This window comes from Paracoccus benzoatiresistens (assembly GCF_026913015.1).
GTDB classification, from domain to species: Bacteria; Pseudomonadota; Alphaproteobacteria; order Rhodobacterales; family Rhodobacteraceae; genus Paracoccus; species Paracoccus benzoatiresistens.
In genome coordinates this window covers 12,996-29,175 of sequence record NZ_JAPTYD010000042.1, presented here as the reverse complement: position 1 = coordinate 29,175, position 16,180 = coordinate 12,996, and the positions used below count along the sequence as shown (strand labels likewise).

The following is a 16,180-nucleotide window of genomic DNA, read 5'->3' as shown; positions in this document are numbered from 1 at the left end:
GGCGCCCGGTTTTTAAAATACCCCCCCCTCGGGGTAATCGGCGTCACCCCCACAATGTTTTCGGCCATGTCGAGGCCCCGCCACCCCCCCCCCCCCCCCCCCCGGTCACTGCTGCGCATTCCAGTCACCAATCTGGCCGATCAGGACAGCCACATCATGGCCGCCCTGGATATGGCGCTGGTTGGCTTCTGAGGGCGTGTAGGGCTTGTGACGAGCTTGGCGTGATGAGCAAGCCAAAAAGGCTTGGTCAGCCTTGCTGCCTTGTCGAGATTGGACCCTTAGACTCTCTCCATTGCAGCAGGCATTCGGCGACAGTCGCGCCTGGCGACGACCTTGTCGACACCAAGCCATCTTTGCTTCAAGACTGAGTGGCCCGAAGAAGGCCTGACACATGGACGCCTTCGATTGTATCTTCCGGTCAGAAATGAAGCCAAGCGGCTGCCAAAGTTGTCCGTGGCAGCGGCTGCCTTGCAATCCACTCTTCTGCCATGCCATCCGCCTTGTGACAGGGCAACAAGGTCCGACGCGGCCCATTGCATTGGCGTCCGGGCGTTGTCCCGCGCGATGATCCGGCGGCATTGCGGCGTCGTCGCCAAACAACTGGTGTCTCGCCGGCACTGGAACCCGCCGCCGCATACCGGGTTGCCGGTATGCAAACAAACCGCCTGCATGCCCACCACCTCGGGGAGGAGCCGATGAGCGAGAATGAGCCCAGCGGTAATGAGTCCACCCGGCCGCTGGAGGACGCACCCCTATTCTACCAGCGCCACCGGTGGCTGGGGCTTGCTCAAGGGGGTTGGGTGCATCCCGGCCGACCAGAGGCCGACCATGGGCGCGTTCCGCACACTGATGCGGCAGAACAAGACCGGCGGGCATATGTGCACCTCCTGGGCCGGGACCGCGAAAGGGCGGAGCCATGCTGGGGCAACCGGGACCTGAACGTGCAGGCCGCGACAGGCTCAACTGCTCGCATCTGTTTCCCGGCAGTCACCCATGGCTGCTGCCCTGCCTCATGCGGACGCGAGATCGTGTTGATCAATCCCAAGGAAATCTCGCGCCAAGGCCTGACGGAAGGGCAGGCCGCCACGCTGGAAGGCGCCCTCGAGGATGGTCATGACCGGGTGGTCCGGAGGTTGCGGGTCGTGGACTACGACCTGCCGGACGGCTGCGTCGCGGCCTGTCACCGCGAAATGAACCCGCTGGTCCCGGTGCATTATCGCGACAAGCTGTCCCACACCCCGGCTTGCAAGGGTGCCCCCCTCCGCATCCGGCCCGAGGACGATGGCGCCGGGGCGAGGGCGGCAGGATGATCCCCGACGTGCTTGCCACCGGCCTTGCTGGCCTCTACTGCGGCCCGGCCCCCGATCCCGGCGCCATCTGGGCGCGCTGGAACCTCGATCCGCTGCTGCTAGCGGGGCTGGTCGCGCTGGCGCTGGTGCTTGGCCGATCGCGGCCGGGCGTGGCGGCGGTTGCGGTGCTGGCCGTGGCCTTCGTCTCGCCGCTTTGCGCGTTGTCGGCGGCGCTCTTCTCGGCGCGGGTAGTCCATCACCTGCTGCTGGTGGCAGTTGCGGCGCCGCTGATCGCGCTGGCCTGGCCCGCGCGGACCACGCGAACGGCCACGCCGCTTTTCGTGATTGCGACGGGGGTGCTGTGGGCCTGGCATCTGCCGCAGGCCTATGACGCGGCGATGGCGAACATGGGCCTTTATTGGGTGATGCAGGCGACGCTGCTTGGATCAGCCACCGCCTTCTGGCGGGCCGTTCTGGCGCCCGGCCGGCCGGCCGGGCAGGCGGGGCTGGCAACCCTGGGGGCCTACATGCAGATGGGCCTTCTGGGGGCGTTGCTGACCTTTGCGCCGGATCCGCTTTACGGGATCCACCAGGAAGCGCCTCTTGCCTGGGGTTTCACGCCGCTGGCGGATCAGCAGCTTGGCGGGATCATCATGTGGGTGCCGGCGGGGATCCCCTATGCCGCCCTGGGCGCGCTGGTGGCGCTGCGGGGCTGGAGGCAGTTGCAGGCCCGGCCGACATGATCGCGTGGCTGGAACCGGTCATCCCCCATCTGAAGGCCCTGCATGTGATCGCGCTGGCGCTATGGGTGGGCGGTCTCTTTGGCCTGCCCGTCATGCTGTCGCGCCACGATCCGGCCATCGGGCAGGCTGACTTCACCCGCATCCGAGTGGCATCCCATGTAAGCTATGTCTGGATCATCACTCCCGCCGCCGTGACGGCCATCATCGCCGGAACCTGGCTGATCTTCCTGCGCGAGGTCTTCGTCCCCTGGATGTTCGCCAAGCTGGTCTTCGTGGCTCTGCTGATCGGCTTTCACGCCTGGATCGGCCACCATATCGTCAAGGTGGGCGAGACCGAGGGGCGCCACCGGACGCCGCGGCCCCTAGGGCCGCTGGTGGTCCTTCTGGTGCCCGTCCTGGCAATCCTGACGCTGGTCCTGTTGAAGCCGGAGCTGGAGGAAATCCCAATGCCCGACTGGCTGTCGGAACCTCGTGAGCGTCAATTGCCGGTGTCAGAGGTCCCCAGATGGTAATCGAACACCAGCCTGCCGCCGTGCCAGCCGGTCGCGCCCACCATGACGACGCTGAAACCCGACAGAAGGATGCCATAGGGCAGCACCGCATCCTCGTAGCCATAAAGGCGATAACCCCAATTCGTGCCCAGGATCGACAGCAGCACGACCGCGATCCCGGCATGAGTCCAGGCCGCTGCGCGCGCCCGGATGCCGGGCACGAACAGCAGTTCCAGCGTCCCCGTGAATGCCGCGGCAACGCCGATCAGGAAGGCCATGCCCGCGGCCCAGAGCGCGGCCCGCGCCCAGAAGCCGTCGCCTGTCCACCAGTAGAACAGGTCGGCGCCGAAGGTGCAGAAGGTCAGGGCGATCGGGAAGGCCACGCTCATCGCATGCAGCGGATGGCCCGCGATCGCGATCGTGGACGAGGTTTGGTGAAAGCCCGGCAGATCCGCGACCGGGTCCTCGTAAAGCCCTTCGCCTTCGCCTTGGCCGCCCGGCGCGGAGGCATCGGTTTCGCTCCTGGGCTGGTTGTTGTCTTGGCCATCCTGCTGCGCTTTGCCAAAGCTGGCGTCCTGCGTCTCGTTCCGGTCATCGGCCATCGGCGACTTTTCTCCAGAATGGTTGTCGGCGGCTCAACGCCGCTGGCGCTGGCCGGTTGCGAAGAACGGCTTTCCGTCGTCCATCCAGCCGGTCCCGCGGCCGACATCATCGCCACCCTTTGGTGGGTCATGCTGACCGGGGCGGCGGCGATCCTGCTGCTGGTTCTGGTGCTGCTGGTGCTGGCTTTCCGCCGGGGCGAGGGGCCGGCGGGCGAGGCAGCGGACAGCCGGCGTGAGACGGTCTGGATCAAGGGACTGGGCCTCGGCTTCACCATGGCCGTGCTGGCTGCGCTGACCGTCTGGGGCCTCTGGATCGGCGAGCGGCTGCTGCCCCATCCCGGCCCCGACGTGGTGGCGGTCGAGGCCGAGGGGCGGCAGTGGACCTGGCGCTTTTCCTATCCCAACGTCCCGGGCCTCGTGACCGAGGGAGAACTGCACATCCCCGCCCGCCGTCCGGTCGATGTCAGGATCACCAGCGCCGACGTGATCCACAGCTTCTGGGTGCCGCGGCTTGCGGGCAAGCTGGACGCGATCCCCGGCCATGTGAACGTGTTGCGGATCGAGGCGTCGGAACCGGGCGAATACGCGGGCCTCAGCGCCGAGTTCAGCGGCGCGGGATACCGCCGCCACCATTTCACCGTGGTCGCCCATGACGCGGCGGCTTGGGACGCCTTTCTGGCAAGGGAGACACCGTGACCGACAAACCACGCCTGACAGCACTGCGCCTGCACAAGGCGCTGTATCCGATCTGGAAAAATGATCCCGGCTGGAAGGGCGTGTTCACCACGGTCAACAACAACACCATCGGCAACATGTTCATCCTGGGTGCCACCGGCATGTTTCTGGCCGGGGGCATCCTGGCCATGCTGATCCGGGCGCAACTGGCCTCGCCCCGGTCGGCCTTCATGGGTCCCGAGGTTTATAACCAGATCTTCACGATGCACGGGACCATCATGATGTTCCTGTTCGCCATCCCCTTCTTCGAGGCGCTGACCGTCTTTCTGCTGCCGGGGATGCTGGGAACGCGCGACCTGGCCTTTCCCCGGCTCAGTTCCTACGGCTTCTGGTGCTACATGATCGGCAGCACGATCATGATCGTCTCGCTGCTGGCGGGGGTCGCGCCCGACGGGGGCTGGTTCATGTATCCGCCGCTGTCCTCCAGCGCCTATTCGGCCGGCATCAACACCGACATCTGGCTGCTGGGCATCAGCTTCATCGAGATTTCGGCCATCGGCGCCGCGGTCGAGGTGGTCGTCACCGTGCTGCGCTATCGCGCCGTGGGAATGTCGCTGGACAGGCTGCCGATCTTTGCCTGGTACATGCTGGTCGTGGCGGTGATGATCCTGACCGCCTTTCCGCCGATGATCCTGGGCTCGCTGATCCTGGAACTGGAGCGGGCCTTCGACATGCCCTTCTTCCAGGCCGAGAACGGCGGCGACAGCCTGCTGTGGCAGCACCTCTTCTGGCTGTTCGGCCACCCCGAAGTCTACATCATCTTCCTGCCGGCGGCGGGCGTCATCTCGATGATCCTTCCGGTCATGGCGCGCACCACGCTGCTTGGCTATGGCTGGGTTGTGGCGGCGGCGATCTCGCTGGCGGTTCTCAGCTTCGGGCTGTGGGTCCACCACATGTTCACCACGGGCATCCCGCACATGGGGCTGGCCTTCTTCTCGGCCGTCTCGACCCTGGTCGCCGTGCCCACGGGCGTGCAGATCTTCGCCTGGATCGGCACCCTGTGGAAGGGCCGCCCTGAACTGCACCTGCCGATGCTGTGGATCCTGGGCTTCTTCGTGACCTTCGTGATGGGCGGGCTGACGGGCGTCATGGTGGCGATGGTTCCCTTCGACTGGCAGGCGCATGACACCTACTTCGTCGTGGCCCATCTCCATTACGTCCTGATAGGCGGATATGTCTTCCCGATGATCGCCGGGATCTATTACTGGCTGCCGGTCCTGACCGGGCGCAAGCGCTTCTTCCGGATGGGCGAGACGGCCTTCTGGCTGGTCATGGTGGGGTTCCACGGAACCTTCCTGCTGTTGCACTGGGCGGGGCTTCTGGGAATGCGCCGGCGGATCGATGCCGTCGAGGAGGGCTCGGGATGGGAGTTCATCAATCTCCTCGCCTCGATCAGCGGCTTCGTTCTGGCGATCGGCTTCGGGCTGGTGATCCTGGACGTGGCGGTGAACGCCTTTGTCGCCGTGCGCGGGCGGCGCAATCCGTGGAACGCAGGGACGCTGGAATGGGCCACGCCAATTCCGGGGCCTGCCTACAACTTCGCTTCGATCCCGGTCGTGACCAGCCGCTATCCCCTGCAGGACAATCCTGACCTGCCTGTCCAGATCGCCCGCGGCGACGGCTTCCTGGGCGAGCCGTTCCGCAAGCGGCGCGAAACGCTGGCCGTCAGCGTTTCTCATGGCGAGCCGGAATTCATCACCGTCATGCCCCGGAACACGGTCGTGCCCTTTGCGATGGCAGTCGTCACCAGCATCATGTTCATGGCCCCCGTGTTCAAATGGTATTGGCTCATGTTCGTCTCGGCTCTGGGAGTGACGGCGCTGGCGCTGCTCTGGGCCTGGTCGGGCGGCTCGCGCCGGGACGAGGGGCTGCTGGACGCGGGCCGTGGGGTGTCCCTGCCCACCCATGCCGAGGTTTCCTGTCCGCCGGGCTGGTGGGGATCGCTGTTCCTGCTGCTGGCCAACTCGGTGCTCTTCGGCTCGCTGCTGTTCGGTTATGCCTTCCTGTGGACCGTCGCTCCGAACTGGCCGCCGCTCCGGATCCTCCAGGCCGATATCCTGGAACCAGTCGCGGCGGCGAGTGGCGCGGTCCTTGCCAGCGCCGGCATCCGCCTGGCCGATCACGCGATCCGCCGGGAAGGCACCTCCTGGGTGGGCCTGCTGGTCAGCCTGACGGGGCTAGCGATGTTGGGTGCGGCCTCGATTACGGTGTTCGGCGGAACGACCTACAACGCCCATGCCTATGACGCGACGCTGTGGGTGATCGCGGGCTATGTCATCTTCCATGCCGCCCTTGCGGGCCTGATGACGCTGTTCCTGCTGTTCCGCATCCGCGCCGGCTATGTCTCGGCCCGGCGCTGCGGCGATGCGCGCGTGGTGCGGTTGTGGACCGACTATGCCACGCTGGCCGCGCTTCTGGGGCTTGGCGCGGCTTGGCTGCCGGGGTGGCTTTCATGACCGACATCCTGCGCATCTCGCTTCCGCTCACCGTCTGGATTGCGACCTTCAGCGTGGTATACGGACTGGAGGGGGTCGTCTGTTCGGACCTGTGGACCGCGGCGGGGTTGAGCCTTGGTCAGGGACGCGCCGCTCTGGTCGCGTCCTGGATCGTCGCCATCGCATTGCAGGCCATGGTGCTCATCGGTCTGCGCATCCCACGCTACGGCTCGTCCCTGCCCTGGGTGCAGCGGGTCAGCACGATCCTGGCCTGCGTGGCCTTGGTCGCAACAGTGTGGAGCCTCATGCCGGTCGTGACCACCTCGCTGTGCCTGTAAGGCGGGCGCTGCAGTCGGATGCCATCCGGCAGCAAGCTGGAACAAGCCTTGGCGGGAACCCATTGCCCCAAGGAGTGTTGGTGGCTTAACGTGAAGGGAACCACCGGCATGCAAAGCGCATCACCACCCATCAATCTGCCCGACGATCTGCGCCGCGGCCTGGAAATTGCGGCGGGCGAGGCGGGCAGGCCGCCGTCCGAGATCGTCATAGAGGCGTTGGAACGGTTCGGAATCGAACGCCTGAGCGAAGACCAGTTTCAAAAGCGCCTGATGGGTTCGCAATAGCGCGGCAGGCTGGCTGTCTGCGTGATTGCTAACCTGTTGTTCCCTGTCGGTGGACACCGGGGGTGATCGACAGCTGGCCGCGCCGTCGTGGCCGATAGAATTGCGCACAAGCAGATCGGGACCAGTCCCTCGACGATCGCACCAATCATCACATGGAGGTAGGCGATCTCGTCATGCAGTTCGAGGTATTGCCCGGCAAGAGACTTCGGGATGATCCGCTTTGATCCTGAGGGATTTCAGCAGCTACAGCGGGATCGTGGGGTGACAGCCCGAACACCGGCAAAGGCGGCATGGGCTGCATTCCGGGCTTCGAGATCATCGCCCCAGACCGGCAGGACCGCCCTCGGCCAGGCAAGAACGGCGATCGCCTGCCACATGACAGGCGGCGCGCCTGCCGGCAAGATCCGCTAAAGGGTCCCGAACACCACGGTGCCGGTCGTCCGGTCGTCGAATTCCTCGCGATACCCGCCGTCGGTCGTGATGCGGATCACTGGGGCATCGAAGGTTTCGCCGTCCTCGGTGGTGACCGTGATCGTCTTCGGGCCCGTCAGTTCCGTGGCTTTGATGGGGATCGAGACGAACGCGATCTCGCGGCCTTCGCGTGTGGTCGGCCTTATCGTGCCCTCGAAAGGGCCGTGGCCGTCGATGGTGAATGTGACGTGGGTCATGGGGTTCCTCCTGTGTAAGGACGGAACGGTGCTGCGGCTGATGCGGTTCGGCGGCATGACAAAGGTTAGGGACTGCGGCTGAGCAATAAAGGCCGATAGAGCGCCTGACTGGAGGCTGACCCGAACTGGCGGGCGCCAACGCGACACAAGATCCGCACGTCCTTCGCCTGGACCGACCGTCTGAAGTGGATCGGAGCGCGGATATCGATGGACGGAAAGGGAGGGTGCATCGACAACGTCTTCATCGAGCGCCTGTGGCGGTTCTTGAAGTATGAATGCGTTTACCATCTGCCCCTGGATCACCTTCTATAATCAACAGAGGCTCACACCCCCCATGGCGGGCAGCCGCCCACCGGGGTTTATTTCAACAGTGTCAAAACCGATCAGCAGACGCAGGCAGCAGCTTAAATCAGCCGGAAATCTGTCCAATGATCAGAGAGTAGCTCCGGGCGATACGATCCTGTGCGATCCCGGTGACACAGGAAAGATCGCGATGACGGGGAAGGCAGAGCTTGTCCTGGTCCGCTTTCGCCGAGCGGGCGGGGACGGCGCGGCGGATCATCCCGCAGACGTGGGCTGATCGGGCACATCGCCCATCACCTCGGCGCAGAATTGCACGAAGGCGGTCGCCGTCGCGGTCGGGGGCAGGGCTGCCGCGCGTGCGATGGCGATACGGCTGGGCGGCAGGCCGCCGGTCAGCGCCAGCCGCACCACGCGTCCGCCGTCATAGGTCACGTCGTATGGCAGGTCGGTCGCCAGCAGGCCCACGCCCAGGCCGTTGGCGACCATGGCGCGAAGCATCTCGACCGAACCGGTTTCAGCGGCAATGCGTGGCGTCACCCCGGCGATCTGGAACAGCGAGAGGAAATATCCCCGGCTGTGGGGCAGATTGATCAGCACCACCGGATCGGCTGCCAGCGCCGCCAGCGACACGGTACCGGCGCCAGCCAGCCGGTGACCGGGCGCCACCAATGCGTGCGGCGGCACCGCCTGCAACGGCGTCAGCACCATGTCGGCCGCAAGACCCGCGTCATAGACCAGGGCCAGGTCGATGCGGCCCCGGCGCAATCCCCGGGCCAGTTCGGTCAAATCTCCTTCGATCAGCGTCACCCGCGTGCCGCGGTGCTTGTCGGTGAACCCCCGGATCAGGCGCGGCGCGTAGCGTGGTCCCAGCGTGGAATACACCCCCAGCGTCAATTCGCCGCCCGGTCCCGCGGCGGGCGCGAGAGCCGCGCGGGCCTGGGCCATCAGGCTTTCCAAGGCCGCCAGTTTCTGCCGCCCGAACGGTGTGGGCCTCATCCCCTGGCCCGGCAGGCGCAGGAACAGCGGCTGTCCGAAATGCGCTTCGATCTGCGCCACCGCCTGCGACACGGAGGGCTGCGAGACATTCACCGCCCGCGCAGCCGCCGCGGTCGATCCGGTTTCAGCCACGGCCAGCAGGTAGGTGATCTGGCGCAGTCCAATGGGTATAGGCATCATTGATCCAGCATATCCGAATTCATTATTTCTGCCTATAACCGCCTGCGTCTTATCCTGTCCCCGACAATGAGCGAGGATGTCATGACCAAAGACCGAAAACCCTTGGACGGCATCAGGGTTCTGGATTTCACGCGGGTTCTGGCCGGACCCTATGCAACGGCGCTGATGGCCGATCTGGGAGCCGATGTCATCAAGGTCGAGGCGCCCGGCGGCGACGAATACCGCCATATCGGCCCCTTCCGCGACGGCGAAAGCGCGCTGTTCCAGACGGCCAATCGCGGCAAGCGGTCCATCGTGCTGGACCTGCGGTCGTCGAACGACCTGGCCTTGGCGCGCGATCTGGCCGGGCGGGCGGATGTGGTTGTGGAAAATTTCCGCCCCGGGGTGATGGCGAAGCTGGGGCTGGATGCGGCCAGCCTGCAGGCCGCCAATCCAGGGCTTGTCTATGCCTCGGTCTCGGGTTTCGGGCAAGGCGGACCCCATGCGGCGCGCCCCGCCTATGACATCATCGTGCAGGCCATGTCCGGCCTGATGGACCTGACCGGCGAACCGGCGGGGCAGCCGACGATGGTGGGCGAGGCCATGGCCGATGTGGCGGGCGGGCTGTTCGCCGCCTGGGGGATCATGGTGGCGCTGTTCGACCGCAGCCGCACGGGGCAGGGCCGGGTGGTCGACCTGGCGTTGTTCGACGCGCTGTTGTCGATGATGCCGTCCGCGGGGGCGCGGGTGCTGGTCTGCGATGCCGATCCCGCGCGCAGCGGCAACCGCCATGCGCTATCGGCGCCCTTCGGGGTTTATCCGGCGGCGCAGGGGCATTTCGCGGTCGCGGTCTTGAACGACAGGCTGTTCACGGCCTTCTGCGCCGTGATCGGACAGCCCGCGCTGCGGGACGACCCGCGCATGGCCAGCGACGAAAGCCGCCGCGCACATGAACCTGTCCTTGCGGAGGCCATTGCGGCCTGGGCCGAGGGCCTGACGGCGGCGCAGGCGGTGGCCGCCCTGTCGGCGGCGGGGGTGCCTGCCTCGGAACTGGCCTCGGCGCGTGAGGCATGGCGTTCTGATCAGGCGCAGGCGCGGGGCCTGTCCTCGCCGGTGGACCATCCCGTGCTGGGACAGGTCAGCCTGCCGGAGCAGCCGGTGCATTTTTCGGGCAGCCCACGCGGAATGCGGCGGGCGGCGCCGGGATTGAACGAACATGGCGCCGAGATCCGCGCCGAACTGGGGATGTGACCATGGCCGACTGGACCGACGACGAAGCCGCAATGCTGGACCAGATCGGGCGCTTTGCCGCCGAGGTGCTGGCCCCGCGTGCCGCCGATTTGGACGAGACCGCGACCTTTGCTGCCTGCCAGCTGCCCGCCATGGCGGCTCTTGGCCTGATGGGCCTGAACCTGCCCGAGGAGGACGGCGGCCTGAGCCTGTCCGGCCCGGCGCTGTATCGGGCGGTGGAACTGATCGCCGGGGCCTGCGGGTCCACCGCATCGCTGCTGACGGCGCATTACCTGGCGACGGATACGCTGCATCTGGGCGCTGACGCGGAACTGCGGGCGCGGTTCCTGCCGGCGGCGGCGGCGGGCAGCCTCGGCGCCTTTGCCCTGACCGAACCGCAAGCCGGGTCGAACCCTGCCGACATGCGCTCGGTCGCGCAGCGTGACGGCGGGGGATACCGGTTGCGCGGGGCGAAGTGCTTCATTTCCAATGCAGGCGCGGCCGATTTCATGGTCGTCTATGCCAAGACCGACCCGCAGGCGGGCGCACGGGGCGTGTCGGCATTCGTGGTCGAACCGAAGGTGACGCCGGGCATCGCCATTGCCCCGGCGGAACGCACCATGGGCCTGCGCGGCGGGCACGTCTTCGGCGTGACCTTCGACGACTGCTTCGTGCCCGCGGAAAACCGCATCGGACCCGAGGGCACCGGCTTCCGCACTGCCATGAAGGTGCTGGACAACGGCCGGATCGAGGTCGCGGCCCAGGCCACCGGCATCGCCGAGGCGGCGCTGAAGGCCGCCATCGCCTATGCCAGGGAGCGGCAGGTGGACGGCCATCCGATCGCCGATTTCCAAGGGCTGCAATGGATGCTGGCGGACAGCGCCAACGATCTGGCCGCCGCCCGTGCCCTGGGGCTGGCTGCGGCGCGGTTGCGTGGCACGGGCGCGCGCTATTCCACCGAAAGCGCCCATGCCAAGCTGTTCGCGTCCGAGGCCGCCTGGCGCATCGCCGACCGCGCCTTGCAGCTCCATGGCGGTTACGGCTATTGCCGCGATTTCCCGCTGGAACGCTATCTGCGCGACCTGCGGATCTTCCGCATCTATGAAGGCAGTTCGGAAATCCAGCGGACGATCATCGCGCGCGGGCTGCTGGCCTGAGCGGCATTGCCGGCCACGATCCCTGGCGGGGGTTTCCGTCAGAAGCTGTTGCGTTCGTGATAGGTGCGCAGGAAGGACTGGATGCGCGGATCCTGCGGCTGATGCAGGATCCGGTCCGGCGTGTCGGCGGCCACCAGCTCGCCCCGCTCCATGAAGGCCACACGGTCGGCCACGTGGGCGGCAAAGCCCATCTCGTGGGTAACGACGACCATGGTCATGCCTTCGGCGGCAAGGGTCTTCATCACCGTCAGCACCTCGCCCACCAGTTCGGGATCAAGCGCCGAGGTGGGTTCGTCGAACAGCATCAACCGGGGCTCCATCGCAATGGCGCGGGCGATGGCCACGCGCTGCTGCTGGCCGCCCGACAGGCGCGAGGGGTGGTTGTCCATCTTGTCGGCAAGCCCCACCTTGGCCAAGGCCTCGGCGGCGCGCGCGCCAGCCTCGGTCTTGGAAAGGCCGCGCACGCGGATCAGCCCCTCGGCCACGTTCTCGCGCGCGCTCATGTGGGGCCACAGGTTGAACTGCTGGAAGACCATCCCGATGGACCGGCGCATCTCGCGCAGCGCGCGGCCCGACATCTTGCGGCCCGGCGCGTCATAGCCGATCAGCCGGCCGTCGATCCTGATCTCGCCTGAATCGTATTCTTCCAGGAAGTTGATGCAGCGCAGCAGCGTGGACTTGCCCGACCCCGACGGCCCGATCAGGCAGGTGACCTTGCCTGCAGGCACCGACAGGTCCACGTCCTTCAGCGCCTGGAACGGGCCGTAGAACTTGTTCACATTCCGGATCTCGACAGCCGAGGCCTGCATGGTCAGGTCCTTTCGATCAGGTGTTTCGTGATGCGCGCCTCGAACCGGCGCCCGAGGCGGGAGATGGCCTCGACCAGGCCCCAGAAGAACAGGGCCAGGACCAGGTTTGCCTCGACATAGCGGAAGGTCTCGGTCGACATGCGGCTGACCTGGTACATCAGCTCAGGCACGGTGATGATGGACAGGATCACCGTCTCCTTGGTCAGGATGATCGAGAAGTTGATCAGCGCGGGCAGGGCCGAGACCAGCGACAGCGGCAGCAGGATGCGGCGCACGATCGCGGCTTCGGTCATGCCGATGGCGCGCGCGGCCTCGAGTTGCCCCAGGGGAACGGCGCGAAAGCCCGCGCGGAAGATTTCGGCGAAATAGGGGCTGCCATAGATGGTCAGGCCCAGCAACCCGGCAGGCAGCGCGTCCAGCCGCAGCCCGATCAGCGGGCCGCCGTAATACAGCACGAACAGCTGCACCAGGAAGGGCGTGCCGCGGATCACCTCGATATAGACCTGCAGCACCCAGCAAAGCCAGCGGGGGCCATAGTGGCGCAGAAGTGCGATCACCAGGCCCAGGGCCATGCCGAAGACCGTGCCGAGCGCCCAGCACAGGACCGTATAGCCGAAGCCGCGCAGCAGGGCGGGGCCGTATTGAGACAGCAGATCCATCAGACGGCGGTCCTGTGTTCCAGCCAGCGTCCAAGGGCCGCCAGGCAGAGGTTGATGACCAGATAGATGCAGGCCGCCGCCAGATAGACCTCCAGCGGGCGGAAGGTGGTCGCGGCCTGGGCCTGGCTGGCGCGGGTGATTTCCAGGATGCCCACCACCGACACCAGCGAGGACGCCTTGACCAGCAGGATCAGTTCGTTGATCAGCGCGGGCAGCGACATGGTGACCGCCTGCGGCAGGATCACGCGGCGCCAGACATCAGTGGGCGCCATGCCGATCGCCACGGCAGCCTCGGCCTGGCCGCGCGGCAGGGCGTTGATCGCGCCCCGCCAGATTTCCGAGATATAGGCACTGGCGCAGATGCCCACGGTGACGATGGCCGCGACCATCGCGGGGACGTCCAGCCCGATCAGCGGCAGCGAATAATAGAAGACCAGAAGCTGGACCAGCAGCGGCACCCCCCGCAGGAAGCTGACCCAGAGCGCGGCGAAGTTCCGCAGGGCGCGCGACGGCGACAGGCCGGCCGCGCAGACCAGCGTGCCGATCACCAGTCCCAGGGCGATCCCCCCGACAGAAATCAGCAGCGTGAAGCGCGCGGCCCAGAACAGCGGCACGAGGCTTTCCAGGAATACCGGGATCGAGAACATGCGCACCTCTGGCTGGATGGGTCGCGGGCAGGTGGCGCGGCGGGCGCCGTGGCGCGCCCGCCGCAGGTCAGGTCAGTTCGCGGGGACCTCGCGCGGCAGTTCGGCATAGGTGCCCAGCCATTTTTCATGGATCGCCTTGACGCGGCCGTCGTCGGTCATTTTCAGCAGCGCGTCGTTGATGGCCTTGGCCAGCGTTTCGCTGGCTTCTTCCTTGCGCAGGACCCAGGCAAAATACTTGGGCTCGCCGAACTGGGCGGGTTCGAACAGGGCGAAGGTCTCGGGGCGCGACTTCACCAGATAGGTCAGGTTGGGCAGCGATCCCGCCACCGCGTCCAGCCGGCCGGTCGCCAGGTCGGCATAGGCCTCGTCGGTGGTGCCGTATTCCTTGATGGTGATGCCGCCCAGCGTCTGGCCAAAGGCTTCAAGCTGCTTGAACTGCGCGGTGCCCTGCTGGACGCCGACGGTCTTGCCGGCGATGTCCTCGGGCTTGGTCATGTCGTCGTTGTTCGCGGATTTCACCAGCGACACGGTCGCGTCGGCGATGGGCAGCGTGAAGGTGTAACGCTCCAGCCGTTCGGGGGTGATGGTGACGGGGGCGATGACGATGTCGAACTTGCCCACCTCCAGGCCCGGAAGCTCGGCCGTCCAGGGGATGTCCTGGTAGACCGGCTCGACGCCCAGTTCCTTGGCGACCTCGTCGAACAGGTCCTTGGTGACGCCTTCGTAGGTGCCGTTGTTCAGCATGTCGAAGGGGGCATAGTGCATGTCGGTGGCGGTGACGATCTTGCCCGCGGCCTTGATGTCGGCCAGCTGGTCGGCAGCCGCGGCATGGCCCAGGCCTAGCGTGGCAAGGCCCAGGATCGCTGCCCGGATGGACATGGTGAAGGTCATGATGTGACTCCTTGTTGGTGGGTTGTCGGGCGCCGCATGACGGTGCTGCGGCGCCTCTGTTATCAGAGGATCGCGGGAAGGTTCAGCCCATGATCGCGCGCGCAGTCGATGGCGATGTCATAGCCCGCATCGGCGTGGCGCATGACCCCGGTGGCGGGATCGTTCCACAGCACCCGTTCCAGGCGGCGGTCGGCGTCCTCGGACCCGTCGCAGCAGATCACCATGCCGGAATGCTGGGAAAAGCCCATGCCGACGCCGCCGCCGTGATGCAGCGACACCCAGGTCGCCCCGGATGCCGTGTTCAGCAGCGCGTTCAGAAGCGGCCAGTCGCTGACCGCGTCCGATCCGTCCTTCATCGCCTCGGTTTCCCGGTTGGGACTGGCAACGCTGCCCGAATCCAGGTGGTCGCGCCCGATCACCACCGGGGCCTTCAGTTCGCCGTTGCGCACCATCTCGTTGATGGCAAGGCCGGCGCGGTGCCGGTCGCCCAGGCCGATCCACATGATCCGGGCGGGAAGGCCCTGGAACGCGATGCGGTCGCGCGCCATGTCCAGCCAGTTGTGCAGATGGGCGTTGTCGGGGAACAGCTCCTTCATCCGCTGGTCGGTCTTGTAGATGTCCTCGGGGTCGCCCGACAGCGCGGCCCAGCGGAAGGGGCCGATGCCGCGGCAGAACAGCGGGCGGATATAGGCGGGCACGAAGCCCGGGAAGGCGAAGGCGTTCTCCAGCCCCTCGTCCTTGGCGACCTGGCGGATGTTGTTGCCGTAATCCAGCGTCGGCACGCCGGCGTTCCAGAAATCGACCATGGCCGCGACATGGGCCTTCATGCTGGCGCGCGCGGCCGCCTCGACCGCCTTGGGGTCGCTGTCCTGACGCGCGCGCCATTCGGCCACGGACCAGCCCAGCGGCAGGTATCCGTGGATCGGGTCATGGGCGCTTGTCTGGTCGGTGACGATGTCGGGTCGCGGCCCGCCGGCCTTCATGCGGGCCACCAATTCGGGGAATATCTCTGCCGCGTTGCCGATCAGCGCCACGGACTTGGCCTCTCCGGCCTTGGTCCAGCGGTCGATCATCCCCAGGGCCTCGTCCAGCGTATGGGCCTTTTCGTCGCAATAGCGGGTGCGGATGCGGAAATCGGCGCGGGTTTCGTCGCATTCGACGGCCAGGCAGCAGGCCCCGGCCATCACGGCGGCCAGCGGCTGCGCGCCGCCCATGCCGCCCAGGCCCGCGGTCAGGATCCACTTGCCGCGCAGGTCGCCGCCGTAGTGCTGGCGCCCGGCCTCGGCGAAGGTCTCATAGGTGCCCTGCACGATGCCCTGGGTGCCGATATAGATCCAGGACCCGGCGGTCATCTGGCCGTACATCGCCAGGCCCTTGCGATCCAGTTCGTTGAAATGGTCCCAGGTGGCCCAGTGCGGCACCAGGTTCGAATTGGCGATCAGCACGCGCGGCGCGTCCTTGTGGGTGCGAAAGACGCCGACCGGCTTGCCGGATTGCACCAGCAGGGTCTGGTCGTCATCCAGATCGCGCAGGCTGGCGACGATCTTGTCGAAATCGGCCCAGGTGCGGGCGGCGCGGCCGATGCCGCCATAGACGACCAGCTCGTGCGGGTTCTCGGCCACGTCGGGATGAAGGTTGTTCATCAGCATCCGCAAGGGCGCCTCGGTCATCCAGCTTTTCGCGGTCATTTCCGTGCCGGTGGCCGGAAAGACGTCGCGGATGTTGTGGCGGGGATTGGTCATG

The 16,180-nt window shown here is 66.6% G+C and carries 18 protein-coding genes and 2 pseudogenes; 11 read left to right on the top strand and 9 right to left on the bottom strand.

Annotated elements, in window-relative coordinates:
• From OU682_RS18425 to OU682_RS18410, 4 genes are all read left to right on the top strand, one after another.
• On the top strand, positions 1–192 hold a 192-nt coding region (locus OU682_RS18425; RefSeq protein WP_268943668.1), incomplete at its 5' end, for a hypothetical protein.
• 836 nt (positions 193–1,028) lie between these two features.
• Positions 1,029–1,310, top strand: a complete 282-nt coding sequence (locus OU682_RS18420; protein ID WP_268943667.1) for a hypothetical protein — start codon at positions 1,029–1,031, stop codon at positions 1,308–1,310.
• Positions 1,307–2,032: a cytochrome c oxidase assembly protein gene (locus OU682_RS18415; protein WP_268943666.1), complete on the top strand. Its 726-nt coding sequence runs from the start codon at positions 1,307–1,309 to the stop codon at positions 2,030–2,032. The genes OU682_RS18420 and OU682_RS18415 overlap by 4 nt, the downstream gene beginning before the upstream one ends.
• Positions 2,029–2,544 (top strand): CopD family protein, encoded by a 516-nt coding sequence (locus OU682_RS18410; RefSeq protein WP_268943665.1) that lies wholly within the window; start codon positions 2,029–2,031, stop codon positions 2,542–2,544. The genes OU682_RS18415 and OU682_RS18410 overlap by 4 nt, the downstream gene beginning before the upstream one ends.
• Here OU682_RS18410 and OU682_RS18405 read toward each other — a convergent pair.
• A complete protein-coding gene (locus OU682_RS18405) occupies positions 2,511–3,125 on the bottom strand; it encodes a DUF2231 domain-containing protein (protein WP_329609825.1) in 615 nt (204 codons plus the stop codon). The two genes, OU682_RS18410 and OU682_RS18405, sit on opposite strands and share 34 nt — an antisense overlap.
• 18 nt (positions 3,126–3,143) lie before the next feature.
• Here OU682_RS18405 and OU682_RS18400 point away from each other — a divergent pair, with 18 nt between their 5' ends.
• From OU682_RS18400 to OU682_RS18385, 4 genes are all read left to right on the top strand, one after another.
• The gene (locus OU682_RS18400; protein ID WP_268943664.1) at positions 3,144–3,821 is read left to right on the top strand and encodes a cytochrome c oxidase subunit II; all 678 of its coding nucleotides are present in this window, start codon (positions 3,144–3,146) and stop codon (positions 3,819–3,821) included.
• A gap of 14 nt (positions 3,822–3,835) precedes the next feature.
• Positions 3,836–6,316 carry a cytochrome c oxidase subunit I gene (gene ctaD / locus OU682_RS18395; RefSeq protein WP_268943672.1) on the top strand — a complete coding sequence of 827 codons (2,481 nt, stop codon included), beginning with the start codon at positions 3,836–3,838 and terminating at the stop codon, positions 6,314–6,316.
• Complete coding sequence (locus OU682_RS18390) at positions 6,313–6,633, top strand: hypothetical protein (RefSeq protein WP_268943663.1); 321 nt, start codon at positions 6,313–6,315, stop codon at positions 6,631–6,633. Before ctaD ends, OU682_RS18390 begins: the two co-directional genes overlap by 4 nt.
• 108 nt (positions 6,634–6,741) lie before the next feature.
• The gene (locus OU682_RS18385; protein WP_268943674.1) at positions 6,742–6,918 is read left to right on the top strand and encodes a hypothetical protein; all 177 of its coding nucleotides are present in this window, start codon (positions 6,742–6,744) and stop codon (positions 6,916–6,918) included.
• Between the two features lie 75 nt (positions 6,919–6,993).
• Here the strand turns inward: OU682_RS18385 and OU682_RS24300 are convergent.
• Together OU682_RS24300 and OU682_RS18375 are read right to left on the bottom strand one after the other, a co-directional pair.
• Positions 6,994–7,136: pseudogene (locus tag OU682_RS24300) on the bottom strand (IS110 family transposase); the annotation flags it as partial.
• Positions 7,137–7,325: 189 nt separating this feature from the next.
• Complete coding sequence (locus OU682_RS18375) at positions 7,326–7,586, bottom strand: hypothetical protein (protein WP_268943662.1); 261 nt, start codon at positions 7,584–7,586, stop codon at positions 7,326–7,328.
• Between the two features lie 168 nt (positions 7,587–7,754).
• Here OU682_RS18375 and OU682_RS24295 point away from each other — a divergent pair.
• Positions 7,755–7,871 (top strand): annotated as a pseudogene (locus OU682_RS24295) (IS3 family transposase); the annotation flags it as partial.
• A gap of 273 nt (positions 7,872–8,144) precedes the next feature.
• Here the strand turns inward: OU682_RS24295 and OU682_RS18370 are convergent.
• Entirely contained in the window at positions 8,145–9,062 is a 918-nt protein-coding gene (locus OU682_RS18370) for a LysR family transcriptional regulator (protein ID WP_268943661.1), read from the bottom strand.
• 84 nt (positions 9,063–9,146) lie between these two features.
• Here OU682_RS18370 and OU682_RS18365 point away from each other — a divergent pair, with 84 nt between their 5' ends.
• A complete protein-coding gene (locus OU682_RS18365) occupies positions 9,147–10,295 on the top strand; it encodes a CaiB/BaiF CoA transferase family protein (RefSeq protein ID WP_268943660.1) in 1,149 nt (382 codons plus the stop codon).
• A gap of 2 nt (positions 10,296–10,297) precedes the next feature.
• The gene (locus OU682_RS18360) at positions 10,298–11,431 is read left to right on the top strand and encodes an acyl-CoA dehydrogenase family protein (protein ID WP_268943659.1); all 1,134 of its coding nucleotides are present in this window, start codon (positions 10,298–10,300) and stop codon (positions 11,429–11,431) included.
• A 38-nt stretch (positions 11,432–11,469) separates the two neighbouring features.
• Here the strand turns inward: OU682_RS18360 and OU682_RS18355 are convergent, their stop codons facing one another.
• The 5 genes from OU682_RS18355 to hutU form a co-directional block, all read right to left on the bottom strand.
• Positions 11,470–12,240: an amino acid ABC transporter ATP-binding protein gene (locus tag OU682_RS18355; RefSeq protein ID WP_268943658.1), complete on the bottom strand. Its 771-nt coding sequence runs from the start codon at positions 12,238–12,240 to the stop codon at positions 11,470–11,472.
• A 2-nt stretch (positions 12,241–12,242) separates the two neighbouring features.
• Positions 12,243–12,899, bottom strand: a complete 657-nt coding sequence (locus tag OU682_RS18350; RefSeq protein WP_268943657.1) for an amino acid ABC transporter permease — start codon at positions 12,897–12,899, stop codon at positions 12,243–12,245.
• A complete protein-coding gene (locus tag OU682_RS18345) occupies positions 12,899–13,546 on the bottom strand; it encodes an amino acid ABC transporter permease (protein WP_268943656.1) in 648 nt (215 codons plus the stop codon). The genes OU682_RS18350 and OU682_RS18345 overlap by 1 nt, the downstream gene beginning before the upstream one ends.
• A gap of 72 nt (positions 13,547–13,618) precedes the next feature.
• The gene (locus tag OU682_RS18340) at positions 13,619–14,437 is read right to left on the bottom strand and encodes a transporter substrate-binding domain-containing protein (protein WP_268943655.1); all 819 of its coding nucleotides are present in this window, start codon (positions 14,435–14,437) and stop codon (positions 13,619–13,621) included.
• Between the two features lie 62 nt (positions 14,438–14,499).
• Positions 14,500–16,179, bottom strand: coding sequence for a urocanate hydratase (gene hutU / locus OU682_RS18335; protein WP_268943653.1), 1,680 nt, complete (start codon positions 16,177–16,179; stop codon positions 14,500–14,502).
• Position 16,180: the final 1 nt, after the last annotated feature.

Bases quoted from the DNA above. Each gene is read 5' to 3' on its own strand.
- OU682_RS18415 (WP_268943666.1), top strand. From the start codon at position 1,307: ATGATCCCCGACGTGCTTGCCACCGGCCTTGCTGGCCTCTACTGCGGC.
- OU682_RS18410 (WP_268943665.1), top strand. From the start codon at position 2,029: ATGATCGCGTGGCTGGAACCGGTCATCCCCCATCTGAAGGCCCTGCAT.
- OU682_RS18405 (WP_329609825.1), bottom strand. From the start codon at position 3,125: ATGGCCGATGACCGGAACGAGACGCAGGACGCCAGCTTTGGCAAAGCG.
- OU682_RS18400 (WP_268943664.1), top strand. From the start codon at position 3,144: ATGGTTGTCGGCGGCTCAACGCCGCTGGCGCTGGCCGGTTGCGAAGAA.
- OU682_RS18390 (WP_268943663.1), top strand. From the start codon at position 6,313: ATGACCGACATCCTGCGCATCTCGCTTCCGCTCACCGTCTGGATTGCG.
- OU682_RS18385 (WP_268943674.1), top strand. From the start codon at position 6,742: ATGCAAAGCGCATCACCACCCATCAATCTGCCCGACGATCTGCGCCGC.
- OU682_RS18375 (WP_268943662.1), bottom strand. From the start codon at position 7,586: ATGACCCACGTCACATTCACCATCGACGGCCACGGCCCTTTCGAGGGC.
- OU682_RS18370 (WP_268943661.1), bottom strand. From the start codon at position 9,062: ATGCCTATACCCATTGGACTGCGCCAGATCACCTACCTGCTGGCCGTG.
- OU682_RS18365 (WP_268943660.1), top strand. From the start codon at position 9,147: ATGACCAAAGACCGAAAACCCTTGGACGGCATCAGGGTTCTGGATTTC.
- OU682_RS18360 (WP_268943659.1), top strand. From the start codon at position 10,298: ATGGCCGACTGGACCGACGACGAAGCCGCAATGCTGGACCAGATCGGG.
- OU682_RS18355 (WP_268943658.1), bottom strand. From the start codon at position 12,240: ATGCAGGCCTCGGCTGTCGAGATCCGGAATGTGAACAAGTTCTACGGC.
- OU682_RS18350 (WP_268943657.1), bottom strand. From the start codon at position 12,899: ATGGATCTGCTGTCTCAATACGGCCCCGCCCTGCTGCGCGGCTTCGGC.
- OU682_RS18345 (WP_268943656.1), bottom strand. From the start codon at position 13,546: ATGTTCTCGATCCCGGTATTCCTGGAAAGCCTCGTGCCGCTGTTCTGG.
- OU682_RS18340 (WP_268943655.1), bottom strand. From the start codon at position 14,437: ATGACCTTCACCATGTCCATCCGGGCAGCGATCCTGGGCCTTGCCACG.
- hutU (WP_268943653.1), bottom strand. From the start codon at position 16,179: ATGACCAATCCCCGCCACAACATCCGCGACGTCTTTCCGGCCACCGGC.